This is a genomic window from Salmonella sp. FC25216 (assembly GCF_057751355.1).
In genome coordinates this window covers 47,219-69,114 of the sequence record NZ_JBDGON010000002.1, presented here as the reverse complement: position 1 = coordinate 69,114, position 21,896 = coordinate 47,219, and the positions used below count along the sequence as shown (strand labels likewise).

Below are 21,896 nucleotides of genomic sequence, written 5' to 3'. Positions count from 1 at the left end.
TCAGACCCGATAAGCGCAGCGCCATCAGGTCAAAAAGGCTTAAAACCCAAGGCTGTCCAGTAGGTCGTCCACCTGATCCTGGCTGGCGACTACGCCAGCTTTCGAGGTATCCACCTGCGGGCCGTTGAGCAAGCTTTCGTTCTCGCGTTTTGGGCGCGCGCCCTGTTCCGGGATGTTTTCCAGCAGCACCATTAACAACTGGCGCTCAATCTCCTGAATCACGTCCATCATGCGTTTGATCACCTGCCCCGTCAGGTCCTGGAAATCTTGCGCCATCATGATGTCCAGCAGTTGCGCATTCGTAAAGCTGGTATGGCCCGGGACATCCTTGAGAAACTGGCGCGTATCTGTCACCAGCTCACGGGCGTCGGAAAGCTCGATCGGATTTTCAAACCACTCGTCCCAACGTTGTGTCAGCGCTTTCGCCTCTTTTTCCATCGCATCCTGATGCGGCTGCGAGGCCTCTACGCTGTTTAGCGCGCGTTCCGCCGCCTGCGCCGTCATCTGGACGACGTAATCCAGACGGTCGCGCGCATCGGGTATCGCCTCCGCCGCTTCGGCAATCGCCTGGTCCAGCCCCAGTTCGCGCAGGCTGTCGCGCAGCATTCGGGTCAGACTACCGATGCGCGCAATGATGTCTCCTGCTGAGCCTTCATCAACAGGCTTGATAGATGGTTGCATCATCATCGCATCCTCACATGCCCAGTTTCTCAAAGATTTTGTTTAGCTTCTCTTCCAGAGTCGCTGCCGTAAACGGTTTTACGACATAACCGCTGGCGCCAGCCTGCGCGGCGGCGATAATATTCTCTTTCTTGGCTTCCGCCGTTACCATCAACACGGGTAACGCCGACATGGCGCTATCGGCGCGAATGGTTTTCAGCAGCTCCAGACCATCCATGTTCGGCATGTTCCAGTCGGAGATAATGAAACCAAAGCCGCCCGCCTGGAGCTTATTCAGCGCATCGACGCCGTCTTCGGCCTCTTCCACATTGTTAAATCCAAGCTCTTTTAAAAGGTTGCGCACGATACGACGCATGGTCGAAAAGTCATCCACAACCAAAAATTTAAGCTCTTTATCCGCCATAAAATACTACTCCTGGTTCAAATACGTATCGCCTGTCCGGCACTGATTTTCGCCAGCATTTGCTGGCTTACCTGGCTAAGATCGACCACTTCGCTTACGCCACCCATATTGATGGCCTCGCGCGGCATGCCGAACACCACACAACTTGCTTCGTTTTGCGCAATGGTCCAGGCACCTGCCTGGTACATCGCTAACATTCCGGCGGCGCCATCGTTGCCCATCCCCGTAAGAATGACGCCTACGGCGTTGCGCCCCGCGTGTTTCGCCACCGAATGAAACAGCACATCCACGGAAGGCCGATGCCGGTTCACCGGCGGGCCGTCATGAATTTTGATTTGATAATTCGCCCCGCTACGCGCCAGCTCCATGTGCTTGTCGCCGGGCGCAATGTAGGCATGACCTGGCAATACGCGTTCGCCATCCTCGGCCTCCTTGACGCTGATTTGACAGAGTTTATTCAGGCGCTCGGCAAACGAGCGGGTAAAGCCAGGCGGCATATGCTGCGTAATAATCACTGCCGGACTGGAAAGCGGCAGCGGTTGCAGCACATGGCGGATAGCTTCAGTACCGCCCGTTGAAGCGCCGATAGCAATCAGTTTCTCCGAACTGAGCAGCGGACCGGCTTTTAAAGTTGCCGGGGCCGTCATCGGTTTATGCGCGGCGATGCGGGCTCGCGCGGCGGTACGCACTTTTTCAGCGATCATCTCGCTATACGCCAGCATACCTTCACGAATGCCAAGCTGCGGTTTAGTGACAAAATCGATGGCCCCCAACTCCAGCGCCCGCAGCGTCACCTCGGAACCTTTACCGGTCAGCGAGGAGACCATCACCACCGGCATCGGACGCAGACGCATCAGTTTTTCAAGGAAATCGAGGCCATCCATACGCGGCATCTCAACGTCCAGCGTCAATACGTCCGGATTAAATTTTTTGATGAGATCCCTGGCGACCAACGGGTCCGGCGCGGTCGCCACCATCTCCATATCGCTATGGCTATTAATAATTTCAGTCATGATTTGACGCATCAGCGCAGAATCATCAACCGACAATACCCTGATTTTACTCATGCTTTATCCTTACTTAGCGCATACACCGTCTGTCCGCGCAGGCTAAACTCGCGCACGAGGTTGCTAAAGTTTTCTGAGTGACCGGCAAACAACAGTCCGTCAGGTTTAAGGAGTGGAACAAAACGGCGCAGAATGTCCTGCTGTGTCGTTTTATCAAAATAGATCATGACGTTACGGCAAAATATCGCGTCAAAGGGGCCGGGTATGTTGTACTGCTTTTCCAGCAAATTAAGGGAGGAAAATTCAACATAATTGGCCAGTTCCTGACGCACGCGCACCAATCCGTCATGCGGCCCCGTACCGCGCATGAAGTAACGCTGTAACTGCTGCGGCGATAACGTTTTCAGTTCGCTGAGGCGATAAATACCGCTTCTCGCTTTTTCCAGCACTTCAGTATCAATATCGCTGGCGAACACTTTCCAGCGACCGGGAGCCATCCCCAACGCATCCGCCAGCGTAATGGCGATGCTGTAAGGTTCTTCTCCCGTCGATGCCGCCGCACTCCAGACGCGGTACTCGCCGTGGCGGCGACGCGCATGTTCCGCAAGGATCGGAAAATGGTGCGCCTCCCGAAAAAAAGCGGTCAGGTTGGTGGTCAGAGCGTTGATAAAAGCCTGCCACTCAGCGCTGTTTTGGTTAGCCTCCAGCATACTGAGATAACGGCCAAAATCATCCAGTCCCAGGGTACGCAGCCGACGGACCAGGCGGTTATAAACCATATCCCGCTTATGGTCGGCCAGCACGATCCCTGCGCGCTGGTAGATTAATTGACATATCCGACGAAAATGCGCGTCGGACAGCGCGAGGCGCTGTGTCATCTGTAACAATAATGACGTTTGCCCGGAGGGCAGAGATGATGTCATAGCGCCTTCTTAATCACATTCAAAATACAACGGGCGCGCCCTGCGGCAGCGCCATGCTTCCCGTATTACACATTTTTTGCTTTTATCTATCGCGAACCAGTCGAAAAGTATCGGCAGGTTCGCAAATTAATCGATAACCGATAGCACACAGCGTATGTCGATCAGAAGGTTTCCCAGTTCGCATCATCCCCGGCGGCTAACGGCCGCGGCGTATTGCCAGACTGAACGTCCACTGACGGACGCGTCTCATGTTTATTTGCCACCAGCGGTCGCGACGCCAGGCGGAAAGCCGATACCGCCTGGGTAAGACGGCTGGCCTGCTCTTCCAGCGCGGCGGCCGCCGCCGCAGACTCCTGAACCAGAGAGGCGTTCTGTTGCGTTACGCGATCCATTTCGGAAACGGCCAAAGCGACCTGATCGATACCCCGGCTTTGCTCATCCGAGGCGGAAGCGATTTCGCCCATGATATCCGTGACGCGCGTAACGGCATTGACGATGTCAGTCATGGTTTCCCCGGCGCTTTCCACCAGCACAGAACCGGTATCGACACGCGAGACGGAATCTTCAATCAACGCTTTTATTTCTTTCGCCGCCTGGGCGCTGCGGCTGGCCAGATTACGTACCTCGCCTGCCACTACCGCAAAACCACGGCCCTGCTCGCCCGCGCGCGCCGCTTCTACCGCCGCGTTCAGCGCCAGAATGTTGGTCTGGAAAGCAATACCGTCGATAACGCTGATAATGTCAGCGATCTTTTTCGAACTGTCGGCAATTTCGTGCATGGTGTTCACCACGCCATCGACAACTTTACCGCCATGACGCGCGGTATCGGAGGCGCTTTGCGCCAGTTGCGAAGCCTGACGAGCGTTATCGGCGTTTTGCTTCACGGTAGCCGTCAGTTGTTCCATGCTGGCGGCCGTCTCTTCCAGCGCGGAAGCCTGCTGTTCGGTACGAGAAGAGAGATCAGTATTACCGGCGGCAATTTCGCTGGTGCCGGAATAAATCGCATCCGAACCTTCGCGAACCTGCGTCACGGTGTTAATCAGCGAGCGTTGCATATGATCAACCGTCCCCGCCAGTTCGCCGATTTCATTACGCCCTGAGACGGTGAGCGTTTTCGTCAGATCGCCGCTGGCAATTTCACGGATATGGGCAATCACTCGCACTAATGGGTTAAGCAGGGCATGACGAATGCCGTACCAAACCACCACCAAAATCAGCACCAGCACAACCGCGAGAATCCCCAGTTGCCATTGCGCAAAACGGTAGTCATGAGCGCTTTGCTCAAATGTCTGGCGGTACAGGTTTTCGCTCACCCGGGCGTAGTTGCCCAGTGCTTCACCCAACGCGTTTTGCATTCCCTGGGTTGGCTGGGCGAAGTAGGCCTCCATATTACCGTTATCCAGGAACTGGATAAGTTCGGTTAATGCGGCCTGATAACGCTGATATTTTTCATCGACGTTGGCGCTGGCCTCCGCCATCGCAGGCAATGGAGTTATGTTTTTGAAATTGGTGTAGTGCGTCGCCGCCTGTGCGAGGGTCGTTTTTGCGTTCTGGAGTAAATCCTTTTTGGCGCTGCTCTGCTGGTTAGAGGCGTCCATCATCATGCGTGCGGCGGAGCGGCTCAGGTTAATGCGCGTTTGCAGCATTAAGTCCCATGTCGACGTGAGTTCACTTTGCTGCTGGCGTAATTCGTTAGAAATAACAAAACCCTGCTGGTTATGCTGTAATGAAGAAAACAGCAAACCACCGGAAACAAGCTGTAGCAGTGCGAAAACCCCCAGCACCATCATCAGCATTGTGACAACGCGGATACGGTTAAACATAAGGCACCTTCCTGATAACGAGTTATCAACGTTATCGGCACCTGCGGTGATAACTTTACATTTGCGAAAAGGAAAAACGTTATCCCGGAAGGCGATATTGACCATACCGGTGTCGCGGCGGCGATGCTGACGCAAAATGCAGGAGTTCTGGGCGTGGGCGATGAAGAGGCAATATACCGCAGGTGGAAGCATAACGGTTAATATTGCCGGATGGCGCAACGCCATCCGGCAACGTCATTACGCGACGTGTGATGCTGCGATATCCAGCAGCGCCATCTCTTCGCTGTTAAGCAGTTTTTCGATATTCACCAGAATCAGCATACGCTCGCCGAGCGCGCCCAACCCCGTCAAATACTCCGTTGACAAAGTCACGGCAAATTCTGGCGCCGGACGGATTTGTTCCGCCGTTAACGACAGTACGTCAGACACGCCGTCCACCACGATCCCGACGACACGTTGCCCCAGATTCAGTACGATCACTACCGTATTGTCATCATACTCCACGTCGCCTTCGCAGAATTTCACGCGCAGATCAACAATGGGTACAATCACGCCGCGTAGGTTAGTCACCCCTTTAATAAAGGCCGGTGTATTGGCGATGCGCGTCACCTGGTCATAGCCACGGATCTCCTGCACTTTCAGGATATCGATACCGTACTCTTCATCTCCCAGTGTAAACACCAGGAATTCCTGACCTGACGGCTCGCCGGCCAGTTTGCTTACATTACTCATACCGGTCATATTATTCCCTTCTCACTCAATCAGGCGGCTGTGATCGCCATACGTTGTTCGCGGTTTAAACCCTGCAATGCGGAAACATCAACAATCAGCGCGACGCTACCATCGCCCAGGATCGTCGCGGCGGAAATACCCGGTACCTTGCGATAGTTGCTTTCCAGGTTTTTAACCACCACCTGGTGCTGGCCGATGAGCTGATCGACCAGCAGCGCGTAACGGCGTCCCGCGCTTTGCAGAATCACAACAATGCCCTGCGTGGCTTCGGTTTTCGCCCCTTCCACGTCAAATACTTTCCACAATTCGACCAGCGGCAAATACTCGCCGCGGACTTCCAGAACTCGTTCGCCGCCCGCCAGCGGATGAAGATCTTCTTCACGCGGTTGCAACGACTCCATCACCGCATTCAACGGCAGGATAAAAACTTCCCCCGCTACGCGAACCGACATGCCATCGAGGATTGCCAGCGTCAGCGGTAGCAGAATACGAATCGTGGTGCCGGAGCCCTGTTTTGACTGGATCTCAACGTGACCGCCCATCTCCTGAATGTTACGTTTCACGACATCCATGCCAACGCCGCGACCGGAGACATCCGTGACCTGTTCCGCAGTTGAGAATCCCGGCGCGAAAATCAGCATGCCCACTTCATCGTCGGTCATGTTTTCGTTCACCGCCATGCCCTGCGAAATGGCCTTCGCCAGGATACGCTCACGGTTAAGTCCCGCGCCGTCATCGGTTACTTCAATACAAATATTCCCGCCCTGATGTTCTGCCGAGAGAATCAGGTTGCCGACAACATTTTTTCCGGCCTCAAGGCGTTTTTCCGGCATTTCAATCCCGTGGTCGAGACTGTTGCGCACCAGGTGCGTCAGCGGGTCGATAATGCGTTCGATCAGGCTTTTATCAAGTTCAGTGGAGCTCCCCACCAGCGTCAACTCTACCTGCTTGCCCAGTTTGCCCGCTAAATCGCGTACCAGACGCGGGAAACGGCTGAAGACGTACTCCATAGGCATCATGCGAATCGACATCACCGACTCTTGTAAGTCGCGGGCGTTACGTTGTAACTGTCCCATACTGGTAATGAGATCGCCGTGGTTTACCGGGTCCAGCTCATTAGAACGCTGGGCCAACATTGACTGGGTAATCACTAACTCGCCGACCAGGTTTATGAGCTGATCCACTTTCTCTACCGCCACGCGAATACTGGTGGACTCGCGTTCACGCGCAGGTTTTTCGCGCCCCGCATGATGTTCATGCGCCGCGCTTTTGGCGGCAGGCGCAACCACCGCCGGAGGTGCTACCGGCGCCACCTCGATGTTCTCTTGCACTTTTGCAACCGGCGCGGCGACAACTTTTTCAAAAGCGATCTGATCGGCCTCGATGACAAAACAGAGCACTGCGACAATGTCATCTTCCGCAACACTGCCATCCAGAGTCGCCGACAGTGAATCCGCCCCCTTGACGACATCCGTCAGAGTAGCCAGATTACCCAACTCTTCTTCAAGCAGATCGACCTCACTGGCTTTCAACCGCGAAAGTACAATGCGCAGTTTACTCTCGTCACAAGGCGTTTCGGTTTCGGCTACGTTCTCTTCCTGGATCGCGGCGCTTAATGCCGCGGGTTCTACGACCGCCGGCGCGGTTTCGCCTTTCGCTTCCAGTGCCAACTGGCGTAGCGCATTGCAGATATATTCGAAGCTTGCGGCATCCGGCTCTTCGGAGTTTTTATAGGCGTCGAGCTGTTCCTGCATAATATCTTTCGTTTCCAAAAACAGGTTGATAATGTCGGTATTGAGCTGCATTTCACCGCGTCGGGCTTCATCCAGCAGGTTTTCCATTAAATGCGTGGTTTCCTGCAGAATAGTGAAGCCGAATGTGCCCGCGCCGCCTTTAATAGAGTGCGCCGCGCGAAAAATGGCGTTCAGTTGTTCAGCGTCCGGGGATTCCGGCGCCAAATCCAGCAGATGCTGCTCCATATCTGCCAACAGCTCGTCAGCTTCATCAAAAAATGTCTGATAAAAATCGCTAATATCCATGCTCACGCTATCACCTCGGTTCGGCTTGTGGCGATGTGGGTACGCTTGCCGGCGGGACTGCCGCAGGCTGTTGTAATACACTTACCGGCTCATTCTGGCTTTCAGCGTTTTCATGCAAAATGGCCTGTTCCGCCTGTTTGTTTAACACCAGCAGGCTTATACGGCGATTGATGGCGTCATCAGGACCGCGATCGCTCAGCCGCATCGTGGCGGCCATGCCAACCACCCGTAATACTTTTCCGTTATCCAGCCCGCCAGCAACCAGTTCACGACGCGAGGCATTGGCGCGGTCGGCAGATAACTCCCAGTTGCTATAGCCTTTTTCGCCGTTCGCGTAGGGAAAGTCATCGGTATGGCCCGCCAGGCTAATTCGGTTAGGAATACCGTTTAACACTGGCGCAATCGCGCGCAGGATATCGCGCATATACGGCTCAACTTCGGCGCTGCCAGTTTTAAACATCGGACGGTTCTGGCTGTCGATAATCTGGATGCGTAACCCCTCCTGAACTAAATCAATCTTCAGATGCGGACGTAACGCGCGCAGCTTGGGATCGGATTCGATCAGTTGATCCAGATCGCCGCGCAGTTTGTTTAACCGACTCTGCTCCATCCGTTTTTTCAGTTCGTCGATATTCGGTTGCTTTTCCACTTCACCCTGCTGTTGGGTGTAATCATCGCCGCCGCCTGGTATCGGGCTCTCGCTATTGGCAATCCGCTTACCGCCCGTTACCGCGGTGGCCAACGGCGTACGAAAATATTCGGCAATCTGAATTAATTCTTTAGGGCTGGAGATGGAAATCAGCCACATCACCAGAAAAAAAGCCATCATCGCCGTCATAAAATCGGCGTAGGCAATCTTCCAGGAACCGTGAGCCCCGCCGCCATGCGGTTTGTGCTTGCGGCGTTTTACGACGACAATGGGATGAGCCTGATTTTTCATGCTTCCTCAGTCGTCTGCTGCTGGTTTGGGTTTCTCACCGCGCGAACATGTTCTTCCAGCTCGATAAACGACGGACGCTCACTGGAATAAAGCGTTTTACGTCCAAATTCCACGGCAATCGGCGGCGCATAGCCGTTCAGATTAGACAGCAGTGTGATTTTTACGCACTGCATCATCTTGGTGGTTTCGGCGCTCTTCTGGCGCAAAACGGTAGCTAACGGTGAAATGAATCCATAAGCCAGTAAAATACCGAGGAACGTTCCTACCATGGCATGGGCAATCAGCGCCCCCAACTCCGCTGCAGGGCGATCGGCTGAAGCCAGAGCGTGAACCACCCCCATTACCGCCGCTACGATACCAAAGGCAGGCAGTGAATCCCCCACCATCGCCAAACTGTTGGCAGGGACCTCCGCCTCGCTTTCATGGGTTTCAATCTCTTCATCCATCAACGCTTCAATTTCGAACGTATTCATGTTGCCGCTGATGATCAGACGCAGATAATCGACAATAAAATCAAGCATCACCGCATCAGCCAGAATACGCGGATAACTGGCGAAGATTTCACTCTCTTTCGGATTTTCAATGTCGCGCTCAAGGGAGAACATACCCTGCTGGCGTGATTTGGCCATCAGGCGATAGAGCAACGCCAGCAGATCCATGTACATGGTTTTCGTGTATTTCGAACGACGAAACAACAACGGGATCGCTTTCATTGTGCCCTTGATGGCCTTCCCGTTGTTGCCGACAATGAACGCCCCTATCCCCGCGCCACCAATGATGACCAGTTCAGCGGGTTGATAGAGTGCCCCAAGGTGTCCGCCGGTCATGACATAACCGCCGAAAACTGTACCGATAACCACCAGGTAACCTAATAAGATAAGCACGACATCATCCTTCCGCTGTTGACTATGACAGGATGCGCAGTCGGGCGATTAACGCGAAGGTAAGGCAAAAAAAAGCAGCGGTAATGACTTACCGCTGCTGGAGTGTTTGTCCACACCGTTTCGGTTAAACAGCCTGTTCGATCTGTTCATCCAGCAGTTGTGGAATAATATCGGCAGCATCTCGGGAAAGTTTACGTCTTTTTACTGCGCGGGATGGCGGCTGGCACAAACTACACGCAAAGCTACCCACGGGCTGATGCGCATGGGTGATAAAGTTTCCGCCGCAGCAGTTGCAGCTCGACAATTCGAGCAATCCGCTTTCAACAAAACGCACCAGAGTCCATGCGCGGGTCAGCGCCAACAACGGCCCTTCAGGCGGTTGCGGACACTGCTCAAGATAAAGCCGATAAGCTTTAATCACCGCATCCACACCGCTACATAAGCCAGTTTTAAGTAAAAATTGCCAGGCATTGCAGAACATGGAAGCGTGAATATTTTGCTCCCAGGTCATAAACCAGTCTGTCGAAAATGGCAGCATCCCTTTAGGCGGCGGACTACCGCGTAACTCTTTGTACAGCCTGATGAGGCGACCACGGCTGAGCTGTGTTTCGCTTTCCAGCATTTGCAGGCGAGCGCCAAGATTGATCAACTCCATCGCCAACTGGATATCGCGAGCTTCCTGAACAATGCTTTTTTCACTCATTATCACGCCCTTTTCTTACGCGCCGTATCGTCCGCTTCATTGAGCAGACGCGTTGAAAGCATGATACCTGTGTGAATCTGCTGTAAATCGTCGACGCGCGAATCCTGAGTCAAACGGGTGATCGTCTGATGATCGTCAAACCGGAAATGACAAACTAGCTGATTCGTCTCAGCCAGTTTGACCATCTGCGGCAGGGTCAACGCGCCCAGTGTGTTTGCCATCTCTTCGTTGATACCGAGGCGGAACATCGCAGATGCTTTGTCCTGGACGATCAAACGCTGTGCAAGGAGTAAATATGACAAATTGATGTCATAAATGTGTTTTAGCAACTCGGATGTATGCATTGTTCCCATCCAGAATAACCAACTTTATTTTTGTGCGGCGTAGCCGCACCCCGTGATGTCGCCGGGAAGGCCCGGTAAAAGAAGCAAAAAGGTCAAATGCATAGCAGTGCTCAGACATTGTGACGTATAACACAGCCTCCCGCCGGGATTCGCCTTACACGTTTACATCAATTTTTACAAATGCCTAAGATTTTTCCTAATTCGACGCAACTCTACTCGTCAGCTTCGTCACATACAACGGAGCGGGACAGCGATTTTAGAAAATATGTGATGTAGATCACATATTTTAGCGGAATACTTACGATAAAACCATCAGCATGGCTTTTATTTTGTTTATTTAATCACCTAATGTTCACTTTTTCTATTCCACACTGATGAATAGAGGGACGTCAACACCAAATTATTTTTTGTTTCTCTGTGTTAAAATAACGGCAGGGTAATAGATAACACGCTATTATTTCTATTATAGAAACGATTTTATTTTACCTTTAGTAAACAGCAGGTTAAATATTAAATGTTATTAATTAATCATACCCCAGCACAAGCCCTGTCACATTAAAAACAAGCTCAATTAATTTAACTTTTAGCTTTTATTATTCATCGGCTCAATCAAAGTATCTTGATGGTGTGTAAAAAGCATCTTATAACGCTATTCTTTTCATAAGAATAATTAATGATTAATTATGATGCCCTTCACATTATTGTGGTATTACCACATTGCAGAAATGAGATAAACAGAGTAAAGCTAAAGGACAACCTCATATTCTTGCAATTAAGGAGCGAGTTATGAGCTACACCCATATTCTTGTCGCTGTTGCCGTCACCCCGGAAAGTCACCAGCTACTGGCTAAAGCCGTTTCTATCGCCCGTCCAGTTCAGGCGAAAGTAAGTCTGATTACCCTTGCTTCCGATCCTGAGCTGTATAACCAATTCGCCGCGCCTATGATGGAGGATTTACGCGCGGTTATGCATGAGGAGACTGAGAATTTTCTTAAGATGCTGGGTGAGAGAGCGGATTATCCGATTGAACAAACCTTCATCACCTATGGTGAGCTAAGCCAGCATATTTTGGATGTGTGCCGCAAACACCATGTTGATCTGGTCATTTGCGGCAACCATAACCACAGCTTCTTTTCGCGAGCGTCCTGCTCAGCAAAAAGTGTGGTTAGCGCCAGCCAGGTAGATGTATTGCTGGTGCCGTTAGCGGGTGACTAGTCGCCGCTCGCGATATATCAGGCCAGCTTAGGGAACGTCGCTACTTTATTCTGCTGTTGACGCTCCGCGCTGCGCGGCGTGACCTCCTTTAGGTCATGAATAAAACGCTCCTGCCAGCGGCTAATGTCATTTTTAACGATTACGTCAAGCATTTCCGCATGACGCGAAATACGCTCGGCAAGCGGCATCGTTAAAGCGCGATTAAGCGCCGCCGCTACGTCATCCCGATCGTAAGGATTGACGATAAGCGCTGACGTCAGTTCATTCGCCGCGCCGGCAAACTGCGACAGTACCAATACGCCAGGGTTAGCGGGGTCCTGCGCGGCGACAAACTCTTTCGCCACCAGGTTCATCCCATCACGCAGCGGGGTGACGAGCCCAACATCTGAATAACGGAATATCTTCATTAATAGCTTACGGTCGAAATGCTGATTCAGATAATAGAGCGGCGTCCAGCCCAGTTGTCCATATTTCCCATTAATACGGCCTGCTTCCGTCTCAAGCTGGTGGCGAATATCCTGATATGCCTGTACTTCGCCGCGTGATGTAGGCGCGATTTGGGTGTAACGAATTTTTCCCCGGTGCTGCGGATAGTTTTCCAGTAGCGCTTCATACGCCAGAAAGCGTTCCGGCAACCCTTTCGAATAATCCAGTCGCTCAACGGAAAAAATATTCTTCACATTTTTCAGTTCCGCTTTGAGCTGCGCCAGTTTAGGCGGCAACGGACCGGCAGCCTGTAGGGCAATCTCATCGGGTTCAATACCGATAGGATACACTTCTGTCTGGAAGTCTTTACCCCACGCGATATGCTGCTTGCCACTGCGAGTCGTAACTCGTGTCTGACTTGAAAGGCTATCCAGAAAAGCCAGGCGATCATTTTCCGTCTGGAACCCTAGCAGATCAAAGTCACACAACTGCTCCAGCAGTTCATCATACGGTGGTAAGGCGTTAAAAATCTCCGGGGTCGGGAATGGAATATGCAGGAAAAAACCAATTCGGTTGTTCACGCCGCGTTTACGCAGTTCGCTGGCAAACGGTAATAAGTGGTAGTCATGCACCCAAATGATGTCGTCCTCTTTAACGAGAGGCAATAACTTATCCGCTAATAACGCATTAACCCGCATGTAGCCTTCCCATGCAGGACGCTGAAACTGCACCAGATCCAGACGATAGTGGAACGCAGGCCAGAGAACCGCATTGGAAAATTGACAGTAATAATCTTCGTAATCTTGTTCACTCAGGTTAAACGATGCCCAGGTAATATTACCTTTTGTCACCTTTTTTAATGGCTCATCCTCGTTACCTGTCTCGCCACTCCAGCCGAACCACAACCCGCCAGCCGCTTTTAGCGCGCCAAGCACGCCAACGGCGAGGCCGCCGGCGCCGCCTTTATTATCCGGGGGGGCAATTCGATTAGATACTACGACTAAACGACTCATAGCCATCTCTCCTGTTATTCATTACTTGTTGTTCTTGTTGTGGATAATTGATTTGCTCCAGCCAGCGCCAGACATCGGGTACGCTTTCCAGTCGCCATGCCGCCTGGGTTGCCCCGACGCCCACTTTTACGGAAATTCCGCCAGCGTGATTCACCACGCCAAAGCCAGCCTCGTCGGTCAAATCGTCTCCCACAAAAACGGGAATCCGTCCCGCAAAGGGGGCTTCCTGCATAAAGGCGGCAATCGCTTCGCCTTTGTTGGTTCCTTTAGGTTTGATTTCCACTACGCATTTACCGGGCTGCAACGCCAGTTGTGGCCAGTGCTGCGTAACGTGTTGCGCAAGCGCCAGCAGTGCCGCTTCATGTTCAGGAGCCTGACGGTAGTGCAGCGCAAACGCCATGCCCTTCGTCTCCAGCTCCGCCCCGGGCAGCGCCACTAGCATCGAACGTAATAACGCCTCTACCTCGCGGACTACCGATTCAGGAAGGCGTACGATATGGGTTTTACCATTGATATCACGGCGCTCTGCCCCGTGAACGCCAGCAAGCGGAAAGCGAAAAGGTTTCGCCAAAGCATCCAGCTCGGTCATTGAACGCCCTGAAATCAATGCCAGTGCCCCTGCGTTGTGCGCCGCGAGACGGTCTAACAACTGAAGGATTTTATGCGGTACCGCTACCTGATCGGGATGAGGCTTTATCTCTGCCAATGTGCCATCAAGGTCAAAAAAATACGCATAGTTCGCAGTGAGTTCGGGGGATACGGTTAACGGTTCTGCCACCCTGGTCTCCTCCTTATCATCATATTGAGACTCACAAACGGTCTCATTAGTCATGTAAGTATAGACAGTGTGACGCTGCTCGCCATTTAGAAAGGCCATCGCCAGCCGGGGTAGCGGTTAGCGATGGCGTGGGGCTATACTGTTTAGTTGAATGTTAATTCATCAAATCGTACCCTTCGCTTTTTGCTTATAATGGTCGAAAATGACTGCTGCCAGAAGGATTAAGCCGCGAACCACATACTGCGCAAAGGGTGAAATGTTGAGCAGGTTCATCGCGTTCTCCACCGTCCCTAATATCAGTAACCCCGCCACCACATATGAGATTTTTCCGAGACCGCCTTTCAGGGATGCCCCCCTAATACGCACACAGAAATAATGATTAACTCATAATCCAGGGAGGTCATTGGCTGACCGCTGGTCATACGCGAAGCCAGAATGATACCCGCCGACACCAGGCCAGAGAGAATAAAAATGATAATTTTGGTACGTACAACCGGTACGCCGGCCAGCCGTGCGGCCTCCTCATTGCCGCCTATCGTCAGCGTGTTACGCCCGAAAGTGTTTTGTTCAGAAAAGCTCGTCTTCAATGCCTACCGATTTACCCTCGGAGATGATATAAGCCAGACTGCGCACAATCTGCATTGTGGCGAGTGCGGCAATTTCCAGATGCGCAATCACAAAGCCACTGACCAGTCCGCACAGTACGCCCAGCAGCAGCCCGGCGCCAACACCTTAGTAAATTTGTGCATGGTTAACTCCAGCTTTAGCATTCTTTTATGTAGGGTAAAATCGAGCGATTCTTGTTAGATAAATACTGATGGCTGGAATAGTTTTAGTGGGAACTTGATTCCCCACAGGAGAGCAGCACAGCGCTGAATTACAGTAATTGCGTACATAAATTCAGCGGAAAATAACATAAACCAGATCAGGTTTGTCAGACAAGTGGCAGGAAAGCCAGCATCACATCTGCCAGCTAATCCTTACGTCTCTGGGCAAATAACGATTACCAGGAATAATAGATATGTCCGGCTTGTTCGCGAACCGGTGCGTCGTCTGCCAGCAGTCTGGCGGCAAGGGTTAGCGCGAAATCAAAGACATGACCCAAACCTTTGCCGCTAATTAAATTGCCGTCTTCAACAACAGGAGCATCCACATAGACACCTTCCTGAACCGCTTTCCACAGATCGCCGGAGCAAACATAACGACGCCCCTTCAGTAATCCGTGGGCACCCAGTACCCTTGCCGCAGCGGAACAGATAGGACAAATTAATTTACCTGCTGCGTCATGACGCGCAACGAAAGCGATCGCTGCCGGATTAGCGGCCAGATTGGCACTACCCTGCGGACCACCCGGTAGAACTACCGCATCGAAAAGCGCCTGCTGGCGTTCACTCAGCGTGCTGTCCGCAACCATGGGAATATCATGGTAACTCACCACCGCCCGAGATTCAGCACACGCCAGCATTTCTACGTCGATATGCAAACGCCGCAGGATATCAATAGTAACAATGGCCTCTGCCTCTTCAAATCCTGGCGCCAGCAGCACCGCGACCTTTTTCATTGACTGCTCCTTGTTAACGTGTCACCCATCAAAACTATGCTCAACCGAATAATGTGCCCGTATGATTAATGACATTAAAAATGATCTACAGCAAAATCAGTTTTTTTATAAAAACAGGTAAATTTGCTATCAACCGTTCATGCGTGTGACAACCAGATCGGATAATGTTTATTTTATTGATACTACCACGATTCAAACGATTATTCTATGATCTGAAACAATGTTTCATAAAACAAAACAATAATTATATATCTATTGTTTTTCAATTAGTTATAATTACAAAAGCACAACAGAAAACATTACTATTGAAAAAATCGCGTCACTGAAAATGTAAAAAAAGATAAACAATTGCATTTAAGGATTTTCTTATTTTTATTGACGCGCTATTCTCGTTACCGATCGATAAACAGGAAATCAGATCGCATAAGGGACTGGCGGAACGGAGTTCTTCTGCTAAGAGTATTTATTGTGCATGGATGTAAGAGTGTGACAACGGCCTGTTGCATTTTCGTCCGTCATGCACATCAACACTTTCTGGAAATAAGGATATTGTTATGGCAGCAGTAGGAATGGTTCAAAAGCTCAACACGCAAATGAACCTTGAATTTTACGCATCAAATCTTTACCTCCATCTAAGCGAATGGTGTTCTGAACACAGTTTAACAGGCACCGCCACCTTTCTTCGTACCCAGGCGCAAGGCAACGTGACGCAAATGATGCGCATGTTTAATTTTATGAAAAGCGCTGGCGCCACCCCTATCGTCAAAGCCATTGACGTTCCGGGCGATGAGCTCTGTTCTCTGGAAGAACTGTTCCAGAAAACTCTGGAGGATTATCAGCAACGCGCCAGCACGCTGTCGCGTCTTGCGGACGAAGCGAAAGCGCTCAATGATGCCTCAACGCTTGATTTTCTCCATACCCTGGAAAAAGAGCAGCAGCAGGATGGCGTACTTTTACAAACTATTCTCGAAGAAGTTCGCAGCGCTAAACGAGCAGGGTTATGTCTGGCGCAAACCGATCAACATCTCCTTAACGTCGTGACCTATCAGCATCACTGATAACAGCTACCTGAACGACGATATTGAGACGTTATTACGCCGGATAGCAACGTGAAGCGGCTAATCCGGCCTACAGTCAGCGGTTGTTAGTGAGAGTCACCCTGGGGCGTAAATTTCAGTTCGATCAGAGCTATCGCTTTTTGGATGGCGCGCATCGTGACCGGATCAGCGGCGGCAGGATGATTAGAAAAGTCGATATTTTTCAATTGGCTGGACATTTTTTCGCGTACTTCCACTGGCGCAATCACATCGATTACGTCCAGAATCTGCTTGATAACCAACTGACAAGCGACAACGTCAGAAAGCAGTTCCTGGTCGGCATTAAGTGTATGGGGCATGATGAACTCCTTATAGTCAGGACGTCATAGTACCCATTCATAGCCAGAAACGGTAGCAACACCGTTTCTGGTCTGTATGCCAGGAATAGAACCTGTCGCTACTGGTCTTTTATCGACACATCATGCCTGGCGACAGGGCGAAACGCTTCTGACTTGTCGGGCGGGGCATTACCCCAGAATCTCACGTACAAACGCTTCTATTTCTTTATTCTGGCCGTTTTCAAACAAACATTGCTGGAAACGCGGCCCTGAAACCGCTGTTTTAACCAGCTCAGGATCGATAGCCCGTAATGTATCCAGATAATTCTCTTTGACGACCGCAGCTTTAACCTGATTCAAAATGCCCGCATTGCGAACCTGCGGCGCTTTACGTTCAGGCGGATAGCCCTCGCCTTTACGACCGGTAAACGCTTTTTCAAAGATGAAACGCACGTTCAGCTCAGCGCCCCAGCCAAAGCCTTTCGCAAATGGCAGGGACAACGCATTACCGTTGTTGATCTGCGCAAACAGAAAAGCATCTGCCGGATCGATGCAATAGCCACAAATGACACCAGGATGAATATTTAGCGACATGAGCGCGCCCTGACCTGTACCGCAGCCGGTAACGACGAAATCAACCGCTTTTGAATTAAGCAGAATACTCGCCATAATGCCTAAATGAATGTACGTCAGATGATGGTCATTTTCGTCGCACATACCGACGTTAAAAACGGGAAATCCCTTTTCATCGGCGACAGCGCTAAGTTCGTTATAAATGATGGCGTTTTTGCTGGCCTGGCTGTTTTCCATCATCAATGCGATTTTCATGGTGTTCCTCCTGAATGCAGGCGATCGCGCCTGTGTAAATCATGACGTTTCGCCTACACTACACGCTTACAAACATACTTTCAAATTTAATGAAACCAAGTTTTAAAAAACAAAAAGGCGCTCACACATTTTCTGCTCCCGCTGTAAATCTCCTGCCGTTACCTTTAATCAAGGCGAATCCGTAAGTTATTCCAGCCATTGACGGTGAAAGACACGAGGTAGCATGGTCCGATACCGAACTGTCGGAGCGATTTTATGAAGCCTCTTATTTTTACTCTTTCACTGCTAGCCCTGACGGGGTGCACCATTACTCGACAAGCGCAGGTCAGCGAAGCCAGCCCGATAAGCGGCATTGTGCGCCTGACGTATAACCAGCCGCTATTTTTTACGTCACGGACAGACGACTATGTTTCTCACGGGACCGCAACTCGCGAATGCCAGCAGATGGGCTATGCCGATGCCGTGTCGTTTGGTCAGCCGGTAGGAACCTGTAGCATTTATGCGGGCTCTTTGTGCCTGAACACCCGATTTACCCTCTCCTGGCAGTGCCGGGGCGTAGCCGTCCCGCAAATCATGCCGCTTTATTATTAAGGTTGCTGGCTTAACGCCGACACCATGTACAATGGAGGATAGTGCATGGTCGCTATTGCCAGCATGAAGGTGCTGGCTTTCCTTTATTTATATACTCGTCATATTTCAAGCGGCATGTGCGTTGGCTTTCCTCGTTTCCCCAGCCACTTAATTATGTCCCCCCCTGGGATTCGCCGCGCCGCCTGCCTGCAACCTGAATTATTTAGAGTACACAATGGTGCTAATGCGTTTTATTCCCATTCGTATTTTTAATAATTAATTTTAATATTTTACCTTTTGCAAATAATAAAATAACAAATTATAGTGGCGCACATCACTGTATATCTTTTGCTATTTGTGGAGCGGAACCATGCTGAAAACAGAAATGATCGACAAGCTGAATGAGCAAATGAATCTGGAGCTGTATTCCTCACTGCTCTATCAACAGATGAGCGCGTGGTGCAGCTATCACAGTTTTGAAGGCGCCGCCGCATTTCTTCGTCGCCATGCGCAAGAAGAGATGACGCATATGCAACGCCTGTTCGACTACCTTACCGATACCGGAAGTCTGCCGCGCATTAATACCGTTTCTTCGCCCTTCGCTGAGTACGCCTCACTGGATGAACTGTTCCGCGCGACCTATGAGCATGAGCAACTTATTACGCAAAAAATTAATGAACTGGCTCATGCCGCAATGACCAGCCAGGATTATCCGACATTTAATTTCTTACAGTGGTATGTGGCAGAACAGCATGAAGAAGAAAAATTATTCAAATCCATTATTGATAAATTAACGCTGGCGGGAAAAAGCGGCGAAGGGCTTTATTTCATTGATAAAGAACTCTCAACACTGGATACGCAAAATTAATCCAACACGTCCTTACACGGTGAGACGAACTCTCACCGTGGTGTATTAATGGCGGCAGATCTTACTCTCATGCGTTGAAAAACCGCCATCCACGGCAATGAACTTTCCTTTCGCCGCCAGAAACGCGACCAGTTCCGCCGCCGTCATATCTGACGCTGAACAGGTGTGAAATCGTGCCCGCTCGCCAAAGCGCGCTTTAATTGCCGCCTCCAGCGAAGTATGCGTATACTGCTCGCCAGACTCAATCATCATGTTGAGCACCTCGTGACCATGAATGGAATCCATAACCCCTCCTGAATAAAACCCGTAGCCTAATGTGTCCTTGTGCGAGCGACTTTGCGCTAGCGCAGGTTTGCGGTGGTTGTACGCGTCTCTTCCCATATTCGCTTTTATGCCCGGAACTGTAAAATTTACAGTACACATATTGTAACGACCATTTGACGAAAATAGCGTAATGGCTTACCCTGCGCCGCGGATATCACCGTTCTTTTTTACCGGGGTAGTAGAAAGCGTGAAAAACAGAACTCTGGGCAGTATTTTTATCGTGGCAGGCACCACTATCGGCGCCGGGATGCTGGCAATGCCGCTGGCAGCGGCTGGCGTTGGTTTCAGCGTTACGCTGGGATTGTTGATTGGACTGTGGGCGCTGATGTGTTATACCGCGTTACTATTACTGGAGGTGTATCAACATGTTCCGGCGGATACCGGGCTGGGCTCGTTGGCAAAACGCTATCTTGGACGTTACGGACAGTGGCTTACGGGATTCAGCATGATGTTCTTAATGTATGCGCTCACCGCCGCCTACATTTCCGGAGCCGGTGAATTACTGGCGTCCAGTATTAACAACTGGGTCGGCGCCACGCTCTCTCCTGCCGCCGGTGTGCTGCTGTTCACCTTTGTTGCCGGTGGTGTGGTGTGTGTGGGTACCTCGCTGGTCGATCTTTTTAACCGCTTTCTGTTTAGCGCGAAGATCATTTTTCTGGTCATCATGCTTGCGTTGCTAACACCACATATTCATAAAGTAAATCTTCTTACGCTTCCTTTACAGCAGGGACTGGCATTATCTGCAATACCGGTCATTTTCACCTCCTTTGGTTTTCACGGAAGTGTACCGAGTATTGTAAGTTATATGAACGGCAACATTCGCAAGCTGCGTTGGGTCTTTATGACGGGCAGCGCCATTCCGTTAGTGGCCTATATTTTTTGGCAGCTTGCCACGCTGGGAAGCATCGACTCGCCGACATTCAGAGGGCTGCTAGCCAGCCATGCCGGGTTAAATGGTCTGCTGCAGGCGCTCAGAGAAGTGGTCGCTTCCCCACATGTCGAACTGGCGGTCCACCTGTTCGCCGATCTGGCGCTGGCAACCTCTTTTCTGGGCGTAGCGCTAGGATTATTTGATTACCTGGCCGATCTATTCCAGCGTCGCAGTACGGTGTTCGGGCGTATGCAAACCGGGCTGATTACCTTTCTGCCGCCGCTGGCGTTTGCGCTTTTCTACCCACGCGGATTTGTGATGGCATTAGGCTATGCCGGCGTGGCGCTGGCAGTGTTGGCACTGCTAATCCCTGCCATGCTGGTCTGGCAATGCCGCAAACAGAATTCTCAGGCGGGATATCGTGTGGCAGGCGGCACCCCGGCGCTGGCGCTGGTGTTTATCTGCGGCATTGTCGTGATTGGCGTCCAGTTTTCGATCGCAATGGGATTCCTGCCCGATCCAGGTTAATGCCAGGAAAAGATTACCGGGCCCGGACCCCATCCAGGCTCGATAATCATCACGCTATGTCGTTTATGAGGAATTAATGCAGGCAGCACTGCTTAAATTTTTTGCCGCTCCCGCATGGACAAGGATCGTTACGCCCCACTTTCACCTCTACTTTTACCGGCATCTGTAGCGGCGTAGTCTGCGGATGCGCCATCCACCAGGCATGCAGCTCAAGCGCCGCGATACGGATAGCGTCAACGCTTTTATCGAACGCTTCCGGGCTCATTTTATCCAGCAGGTCAAAGTTTTCTTCAGTGCCGTGTAATGCAATCGCTTCCAGAGCCGGTTTTAGCGTATCTGGCAAATCTGACCAGTCGGACAGCGACACTCCACGCATATAACCAAAGCACCATTCTTCAACAATCGTTAGTTCATGGCCATCAACTTCTCGCAGGCCAAACAGCGGCTCGAACTGTTCTGGATAGTCTTCAAGCCGGGCGGCTGTGTCCGCCATGTGCTGGAACACCAGGTCCATAAATCGCGTCATTTCTTTTTCAGATGTCCAGCGCGGTACGTACGCGGGTCCACCCCATATCGCTACCAGCCACTGTTCCGGCTCAATTGGACGCGGAGAACTCAGTACCGCAGTAATCAAACCGTCCAGTTCCGCGACATCCAGAATGGCCTGATCGGTATTGTATTTCGTCAACACATCATCCAGCCATTCCAGCTCGTTCTCATTTAATGGTTCCATTTTCATAACGCTTTTCCTCAGTGATGACTTCCGCCTGTGGCTCTCTTACATTGCAGCGGATAAAAATAATTTTTGCAGGCAGTTTGGATGGCAACCATCAGGGGCCAGATTAACACGAAATGGGGAGGATTCCGGAAGTTAACGCACAAAAGGAGGATCGGGAAGCAGGTTTTCCGCTAAGAAGCGCTCAAATCCACATAAAAGCCAGGCATCTGAACTCGCGTTCGCGACGGTCATTGCCCGCGCATTCTCTACCATGAGATACTCTCCACTGCATATTTCTCATAACGGCGGGGGCGTCACTGTCCTATATGAGTACAACATCCT

25 protein-coding genes and 1 pseudogene are annotated in these 21,896 nt (G+C 51.2%); 7 read left to right on the top strand and 19 right to left on the bottom strand.

The window, feature by feature from the left end:
• Window positions 1-39: 39 nt before the first annotated feature.
• From cheZ to flhD, 11 genes are all read right to left on the bottom strand, one after another.
• Window positions 40-684, bottom strand: a complete 645-nt coding sequence (cheZ, locus tag AC3G3F_RS03825) for a protein phosphatase CheZ (protein WP_023248814.1) — start codon at window positions 682-684, stop codon at window positions 40-42.
• Window positions 685-694: 10 nt separating this feature from the next.
• Complete coding sequence (cheY, locus tag AC3G3F_RS03820; protein ID WP_000763861.1) at window positions 695-1,084, bottom strand: chemotaxis response regulator CheY; 390 nt, start codon at window positions 1,082-1,084, stop codon at window positions 695-697.
• A 17-nt stretch (window positions 1,085-1,101) separates the two neighbouring features.
• On the bottom strand, window positions 1,102-2,151 hold the full coding sequence (gene cheB / locus AC3G3F_RS03815) for a protein-glutamate methylesterase/protein glutamine deamidase (protein WP_023248815.1): 1,050 nt from the start codon (window positions 2,149-2,151) through the stop codon (window positions 1,102-1,104).
• Window positions 2,148-3,014, bottom strand: coding sequence for a protein-glutamate O-methyltransferase CheR (cheR, locus tag AC3G3F_RS03810; RefSeq protein WP_000204357.1), 867 nt, complete (start codon window positions 3,012-3,014; stop codon window positions 2,148-2,150). The genes cheB and cheR overlap by 4 nt, the downstream gene beginning before the upstream one ends.
• A gap of 161 nt (window positions 3,015-3,175) precedes the next feature.
• Entirely contained in the window at window positions 3,176-4,837 is a 1,662-nt protein-coding gene (gene tar, locus AC3G3F_RS03805) for a methyl-accepting chemotaxis protein II (protein WP_023248816.1), read from the bottom strand.
• Window positions 4,838-5,074: 237 nt separating this feature from the next.
• The gene (gene cheW, locus AC3G3F_RS03800; RefSeq protein WP_000147290.1) at window positions 5,075-5,578 is read right to left on the bottom strand and encodes a chemotaxis protein CheW; all 504 of its coding nucleotides are present in this window, start codon (window positions 5,576-5,578) and stop codon (window positions 5,075-5,077) included.
• 20 nt (window positions 5,579-5,598) lie between these two features.
• Entirely contained in the window at window positions 5,599-7,614 is a 2,016-nt protein-coding gene (gene cheA, locus AC3G3F_RS03795) for a chemotaxis protein CheA (RefSeq protein ID WP_023248817.1), read from the bottom strand.
• A gap of 4 nt (window positions 7,615-7,618) precedes the next feature.
• A complete protein-coding gene (motB, locus tag AC3G3F_RS03790) occupies window positions 7,619-8,548 on the bottom strand; it encodes a flagellar motor protein MotB (protein ID WP_023248818.1) in 930 nt (309 codons plus the stop codon).
• Window positions 8,545-9,432: a flagellar motor stator protein MotA gene (motA, locus tag AC3G3F_RS03785; protein WP_000906315.1), complete on the bottom strand. Its 888-nt coding sequence runs from the start codon at window positions 9,430-9,432 to the stop codon at window positions 8,545-8,547. Before motA ends, motB begins: the two co-directional genes overlap by 4 nt.
• A 124-nt stretch (window positions 9,433-9,556) precedes the next feature.
• Entirely contained in the window at window positions 9,557-10,141 is a 585-nt protein-coding gene (gene flhC, locus AC3G3F_RS03780; protein WP_000605987.1) for a flagellar transcriptional regulator FlhC, read from the bottom strand.
• Window positions 10,138-10,479 (bottom strand): flagellar transcriptional regulator FlhD, encoded by a 342-nt coding sequence (gene flhD / locus AC3G3F_RS03775; protein ID WP_001804550.1) that lies wholly within the window; start codon window positions 10,477-10,479, stop codon window positions 10,138-10,140. The genes flhC and flhD overlap by 4 nt, the downstream gene beginning before the upstream one ends.
• 673 nt (window positions 10,480-11,152) lie before the next feature.
• Between flhD and AC3G3F_RS03770 the strand changes: the two genes are divergently transcribed.
• On the top strand, window positions 11,153-11,269 hold the full coding sequence (locus AC3G3F_RS03770) for a hypothetical protein (RefSeq protein WP_044136501.1): 117 nt from the start codon (window positions 11,153-11,155) through the stop codon (window positions 11,267-11,269).
• The gene (uspC, locus tag AC3G3F_RS03765) at window positions 11,266-11,694 is read left to right on the top strand and encodes a universal stress protein UspC (protein ID WP_023248819.1); all 429 of its coding nucleotides are present in this window, start codon (window positions 11,266-11,268) and stop codon (window positions 11,692-11,694) included. Before AC3G3F_RS03770 ends, uspC begins: the two co-directional genes overlap by 4 nt.
• A 17-nt stretch (window positions 11,695-11,711) precedes the next feature.
• Here uspC and otsA read toward each other — a convergent pair whose 3' ends face one another.
• From otsA to AC3G3F_RS03745, 4 genes and pseudogenes are all read right to left on the bottom strand, one after another.
• The gene (gene otsA / locus AC3G3F_RS03760; protein WP_488394465.1) at window positions 11,712-13,133 is read right to left on the bottom strand and encodes an alpha,alpha-trehalose-phosphate synthase; all 1,422 of its coding nucleotides are present in this window, start codon (window positions 13,131-13,133) and stop codon (window positions 11,712-11,714) included.
• Complete coding sequence (otsB, locus tag AC3G3F_RS03755; protein ID WP_023248821.1) at window positions 13,108-13,911, bottom strand: trehalose-phosphatase; 804 nt, start codon at window positions 13,909-13,911, stop codon at window positions 13,108-13,110. The genes otsA and otsB overlap by 26 nt, the downstream gene beginning before the upstream one ends.
• 162 nt (window positions 13,912-14,073) lie before the next feature.
• Window positions 14,074-14,643: pseudogene (locus AC3G3F_RS03750) on the bottom strand (ABC transporter permease subunit); the annotation flags it as partial.
• 271 nt (window positions 14,644-14,914) lie between these two features.
• The gene (locus tag AC3G3F_RS03745) at window positions 14,915-15,472 is read right to left on the bottom strand and encodes a DJ-1/PfpI family protein (protein WP_023248823.1); all 558 of its coding nucleotides are present in this window, start codon (window positions 15,470-15,472) and stop codon (window positions 14,915-14,917) included.
• A gap of 554 nt (window positions 15,473-16,026) precedes the next feature.
• Here AC3G3F_RS03745 and AC3G3F_RS03740 point away from each other — a divergent pair.
• The gene (locus tag AC3G3F_RS03740; protein ID WP_023185714.1) at window positions 16,027-16,530 is read left to right on the top strand and encodes a non-heme ferritin-like protein; all 504 of its coding nucleotides are present in this window, start codon (window positions 16,027-16,029) and stop codon (window positions 16,528-16,530) included.
• A gap of 86 nt (window positions 16,531-16,616) precedes the next feature.
• Here AC3G3F_RS03740 and AC3G3F_RS03735 read toward each other — a convergent pair whose 3' ends face one another.
• On the bottom strand, window positions 16,617-16,868 hold the full coding sequence (locus AC3G3F_RS03735; RefSeq protein WP_023248824.1) for a DUF2766 family protein: 252 nt from the start codon (window positions 16,866-16,868) through the stop codon (window positions 16,617-16,619).
• 168 nt (window positions 16,869-17,036) lie between these two features.
• Window positions 17,037-17,675: an RpiB/LacA/LacB family sugar-phosphate isomerase gene (locus AC3G3F_RS03730; protein ID WP_053508898.1), complete on the bottom strand. Its 639-nt coding sequence runs from the start codon at window positions 17,673-17,675 to the stop codon at window positions 17,037-17,039.
• Between the two features lie 255 nt (window positions 17,676-17,930).
• Between AC3G3F_RS03730 and AC3G3F_RS03725 the strand changes: the two genes are divergently transcribed.
• From AC3G3F_RS03725 to ftnA, 3 genes are all read left to right on the top strand, one after another.
• Complete coding sequence (locus AC3G3F_RS03725) at window positions 17,931-18,266, top strand: YecR-like family lipoprotein (protein WP_000803229.1); 336 nt, start codon at window positions 17,931-17,933, stop codon at window positions 18,264-18,266.
• Between the two features lie 45 nt (window positions 18,267-18,311).
• Entirely contained in the window at window positions 18,312-18,518 is a 207-nt protein-coding gene (locus tag AC3G3F_RS03720) for a hypothetical protein (protein WP_134949956.1), read from the top strand.
• Between the two features lie 97 nt (window positions 18,519-18,615).
• Window positions 18,616-19,113, top strand: a complete 498-nt coding sequence (gene ftnA, locus AC3G3F_RS03715) for a non-heme ferritin (protein ID WP_000920616.1) — start codon at window positions 18,616-18,618, stop codon at window positions 19,111-19,113.
• 45 nt (window positions 19,114-19,158) lie between these two features.
• On the opposite strand, the gene AC3G3F_RS03710 is transcribed toward ftnA, so the two are convergent.
• On the bottom strand, window positions 19,159-19,398 hold the full coding sequence (locus AC3G3F_RS03710; RefSeq protein WP_023242292.1) for a YecH family metal-binding protein: 240 nt from the start codon (window positions 19,396-19,398) through the stop codon (window positions 19,159-19,161).
• Window positions 19,399-19,624: 226 nt separating this feature from the next.
• Here AC3G3F_RS03710 and tyrP point away from each other — a divergent pair, with 226 nt between their 5' ends.
• A complete protein-coding gene (gene tyrP / locus AC3G3F_RS03705; RefSeq protein WP_053508946.1) occupies window positions 19,625-20,836 on the top strand; it encodes a tyrosine transporter TyrP in 1,212 nt (403 codons plus the stop codon).
• A gap of 73 nt (window positions 20,837-20,909) precedes the next feature.
• Here tyrP and AC3G3F_RS03700 read toward each other — a convergent pair whose 3' ends face one another.
• Window positions 20,910-21,575 (bottom strand): YecA/YgfB family protein, encoded by a 666-nt coding sequence (locus tag AC3G3F_RS03700; protein ID WP_023248827.1) that lies wholly within the window; start codon window positions 21,573-21,575, stop codon window positions 20,910-20,912.
• Window positions 21,576-21,896: the final 321 nt, after the last annotated feature.

What these genes read in the sequence shown, in the direction of transcription:
- flhD (WP_001804550.1), bottom strand. Translation starts at nt 10,479, where the DNA reads ATGCATACATCCGAGTTGCTAAAACACATTTATGACATCAATTTGTCA.
- ftnA (WP_000920616.1), top strand. Translation starts at nt 18,616, where the DNA reads ATGCTGAAAACAGAAATGATCGACAAGCTGAATGAGCAAATGAATCTG.
- motB (WP_023248818.1), bottom strand. Translation starts at nt 8,548, where the DNA reads ATGAAAAATCAGGCTCATCCCATTGTCGTCGTAAAACGCCGCAAGCAC.
- otsA (WP_488394465.1), bottom strand. Translation starts at nt 13,133, where the DNA reads ATGAGTCGTTTAGTCGTAGTATCTAATCGAATTGCCCCCCCGGATAAT.
- cheW (WP_000147290.1), bottom strand. Translation starts at nt 5,578, where the DNA reads ATGACCGGTATGAGTAATGTAAGCAAACTGGCCGGCGAGCCGTCAGGT.
- AC3G3F_RS03735 (WP_023248824.1), bottom strand. Translation starts at nt 16,868, where the DNA reads ATGCCCCATACACTTAATGCCGACCAGGAACTGCTTTCTGACGTTGTC.
- cheB (WP_023248815.1), bottom strand. Translation starts at nt 2,151, where the DNA reads ATGAGTAAAATCAGGGTATTGTCGGTTGATGATTCTGCGCTGATGCGT.
- cheZ (WP_023248814.1), bottom strand. Translation starts at nt 684, where the DNA reads ATGATGCAACCATCTATCAAGCCTGTTGATGAAGGCTCAGCAGGAGAC.
- AC3G3F_RS03720 (WP_134949956.1), top strand. Translation starts at nt 18,312, where the DNA reads ATGGTCGCTATTGCCAGCATGAAGGTGCTGGCTTTCCTTTATTTATAT.
- AC3G3F_RS03770 (WP_044136501.1), top strand. Translation starts at nt 11,153, where the DNA reads ATGATTAATTATGATGCCCTTCACATTATTGTGGTATTACCACATTGC.
- cheY (WP_000763861.1), bottom strand. Translation starts at nt 1,084, where the DNA reads ATGGCGGATAAAGAGCTTAAATTTTTGGTTGTGGATGACTTTTCGACC.
- AC3G3F_RS03710 (WP_023242292.1), bottom strand. Translation starts at nt 19,398, where the DNA reads ATGGATTCCATTCATGGTCACGAGGTGCTCAACATGATGATTGAGTCT.
- AC3G3F_RS03745 (WP_023248823.1), bottom strand. Translation starts at nt 15,472, where the DNA reads ATGAAAAAGGTCGCGGTGCTGCTGGCGCCAGGATTTGAAGAGGCAGAG.
- AC3G3F_RS03740 (WP_023185714.1), top strand. Translation starts at nt 16,027, where the DNA reads ATGGCAGCAGTAGGAATGGTTCAAAAGCTCAACACGCAAATGAACCTT.
- AC3G3F_RS03700 (WP_023248827.1), bottom strand. Translation starts at nt 21,575, where the DNA reads ATGAAAATGGAACCATTAAATGAGAACGAGCTGGAATGGCTGGATGAT.
- AC3G3F_RS03730 (WP_053508898.1), bottom strand. Translation starts at nt 17,675, where the DNA reads ATGAAAATCGCATTGATGATGGAAAACAGCCAGGCCAGCAAAAACGCC.
- cheR (WP_000204357.1), bottom strand. Translation starts at nt 3,014, where the DNA reads ATGACATCATCTCTGCCCTCCGGGCAAACGTCATTATTGTTACAGATG.
- uspC (WP_023248819.1), top strand. Translation starts at nt 11,266, where the DNA reads ATGAGCTACACCCATATTCTTGTCGCTGTTGCCGTCACCCCGGAAAGT.
- AC3G3F_RS03725 (WP_000803229.1), top strand. Translation starts at nt 17,931, where the DNA reads ATGAAGCCTCTTATTTTTACTCTTTCACTGCTAGCCCTGACGGGGTGC.
- tar (WP_023248816.1), bottom strand. Translation starts at nt 4,837, where the DNA reads ATGTTTAACCGTATCCGCGTTGTCACAATGCTGATGATGGTGCTGGGG.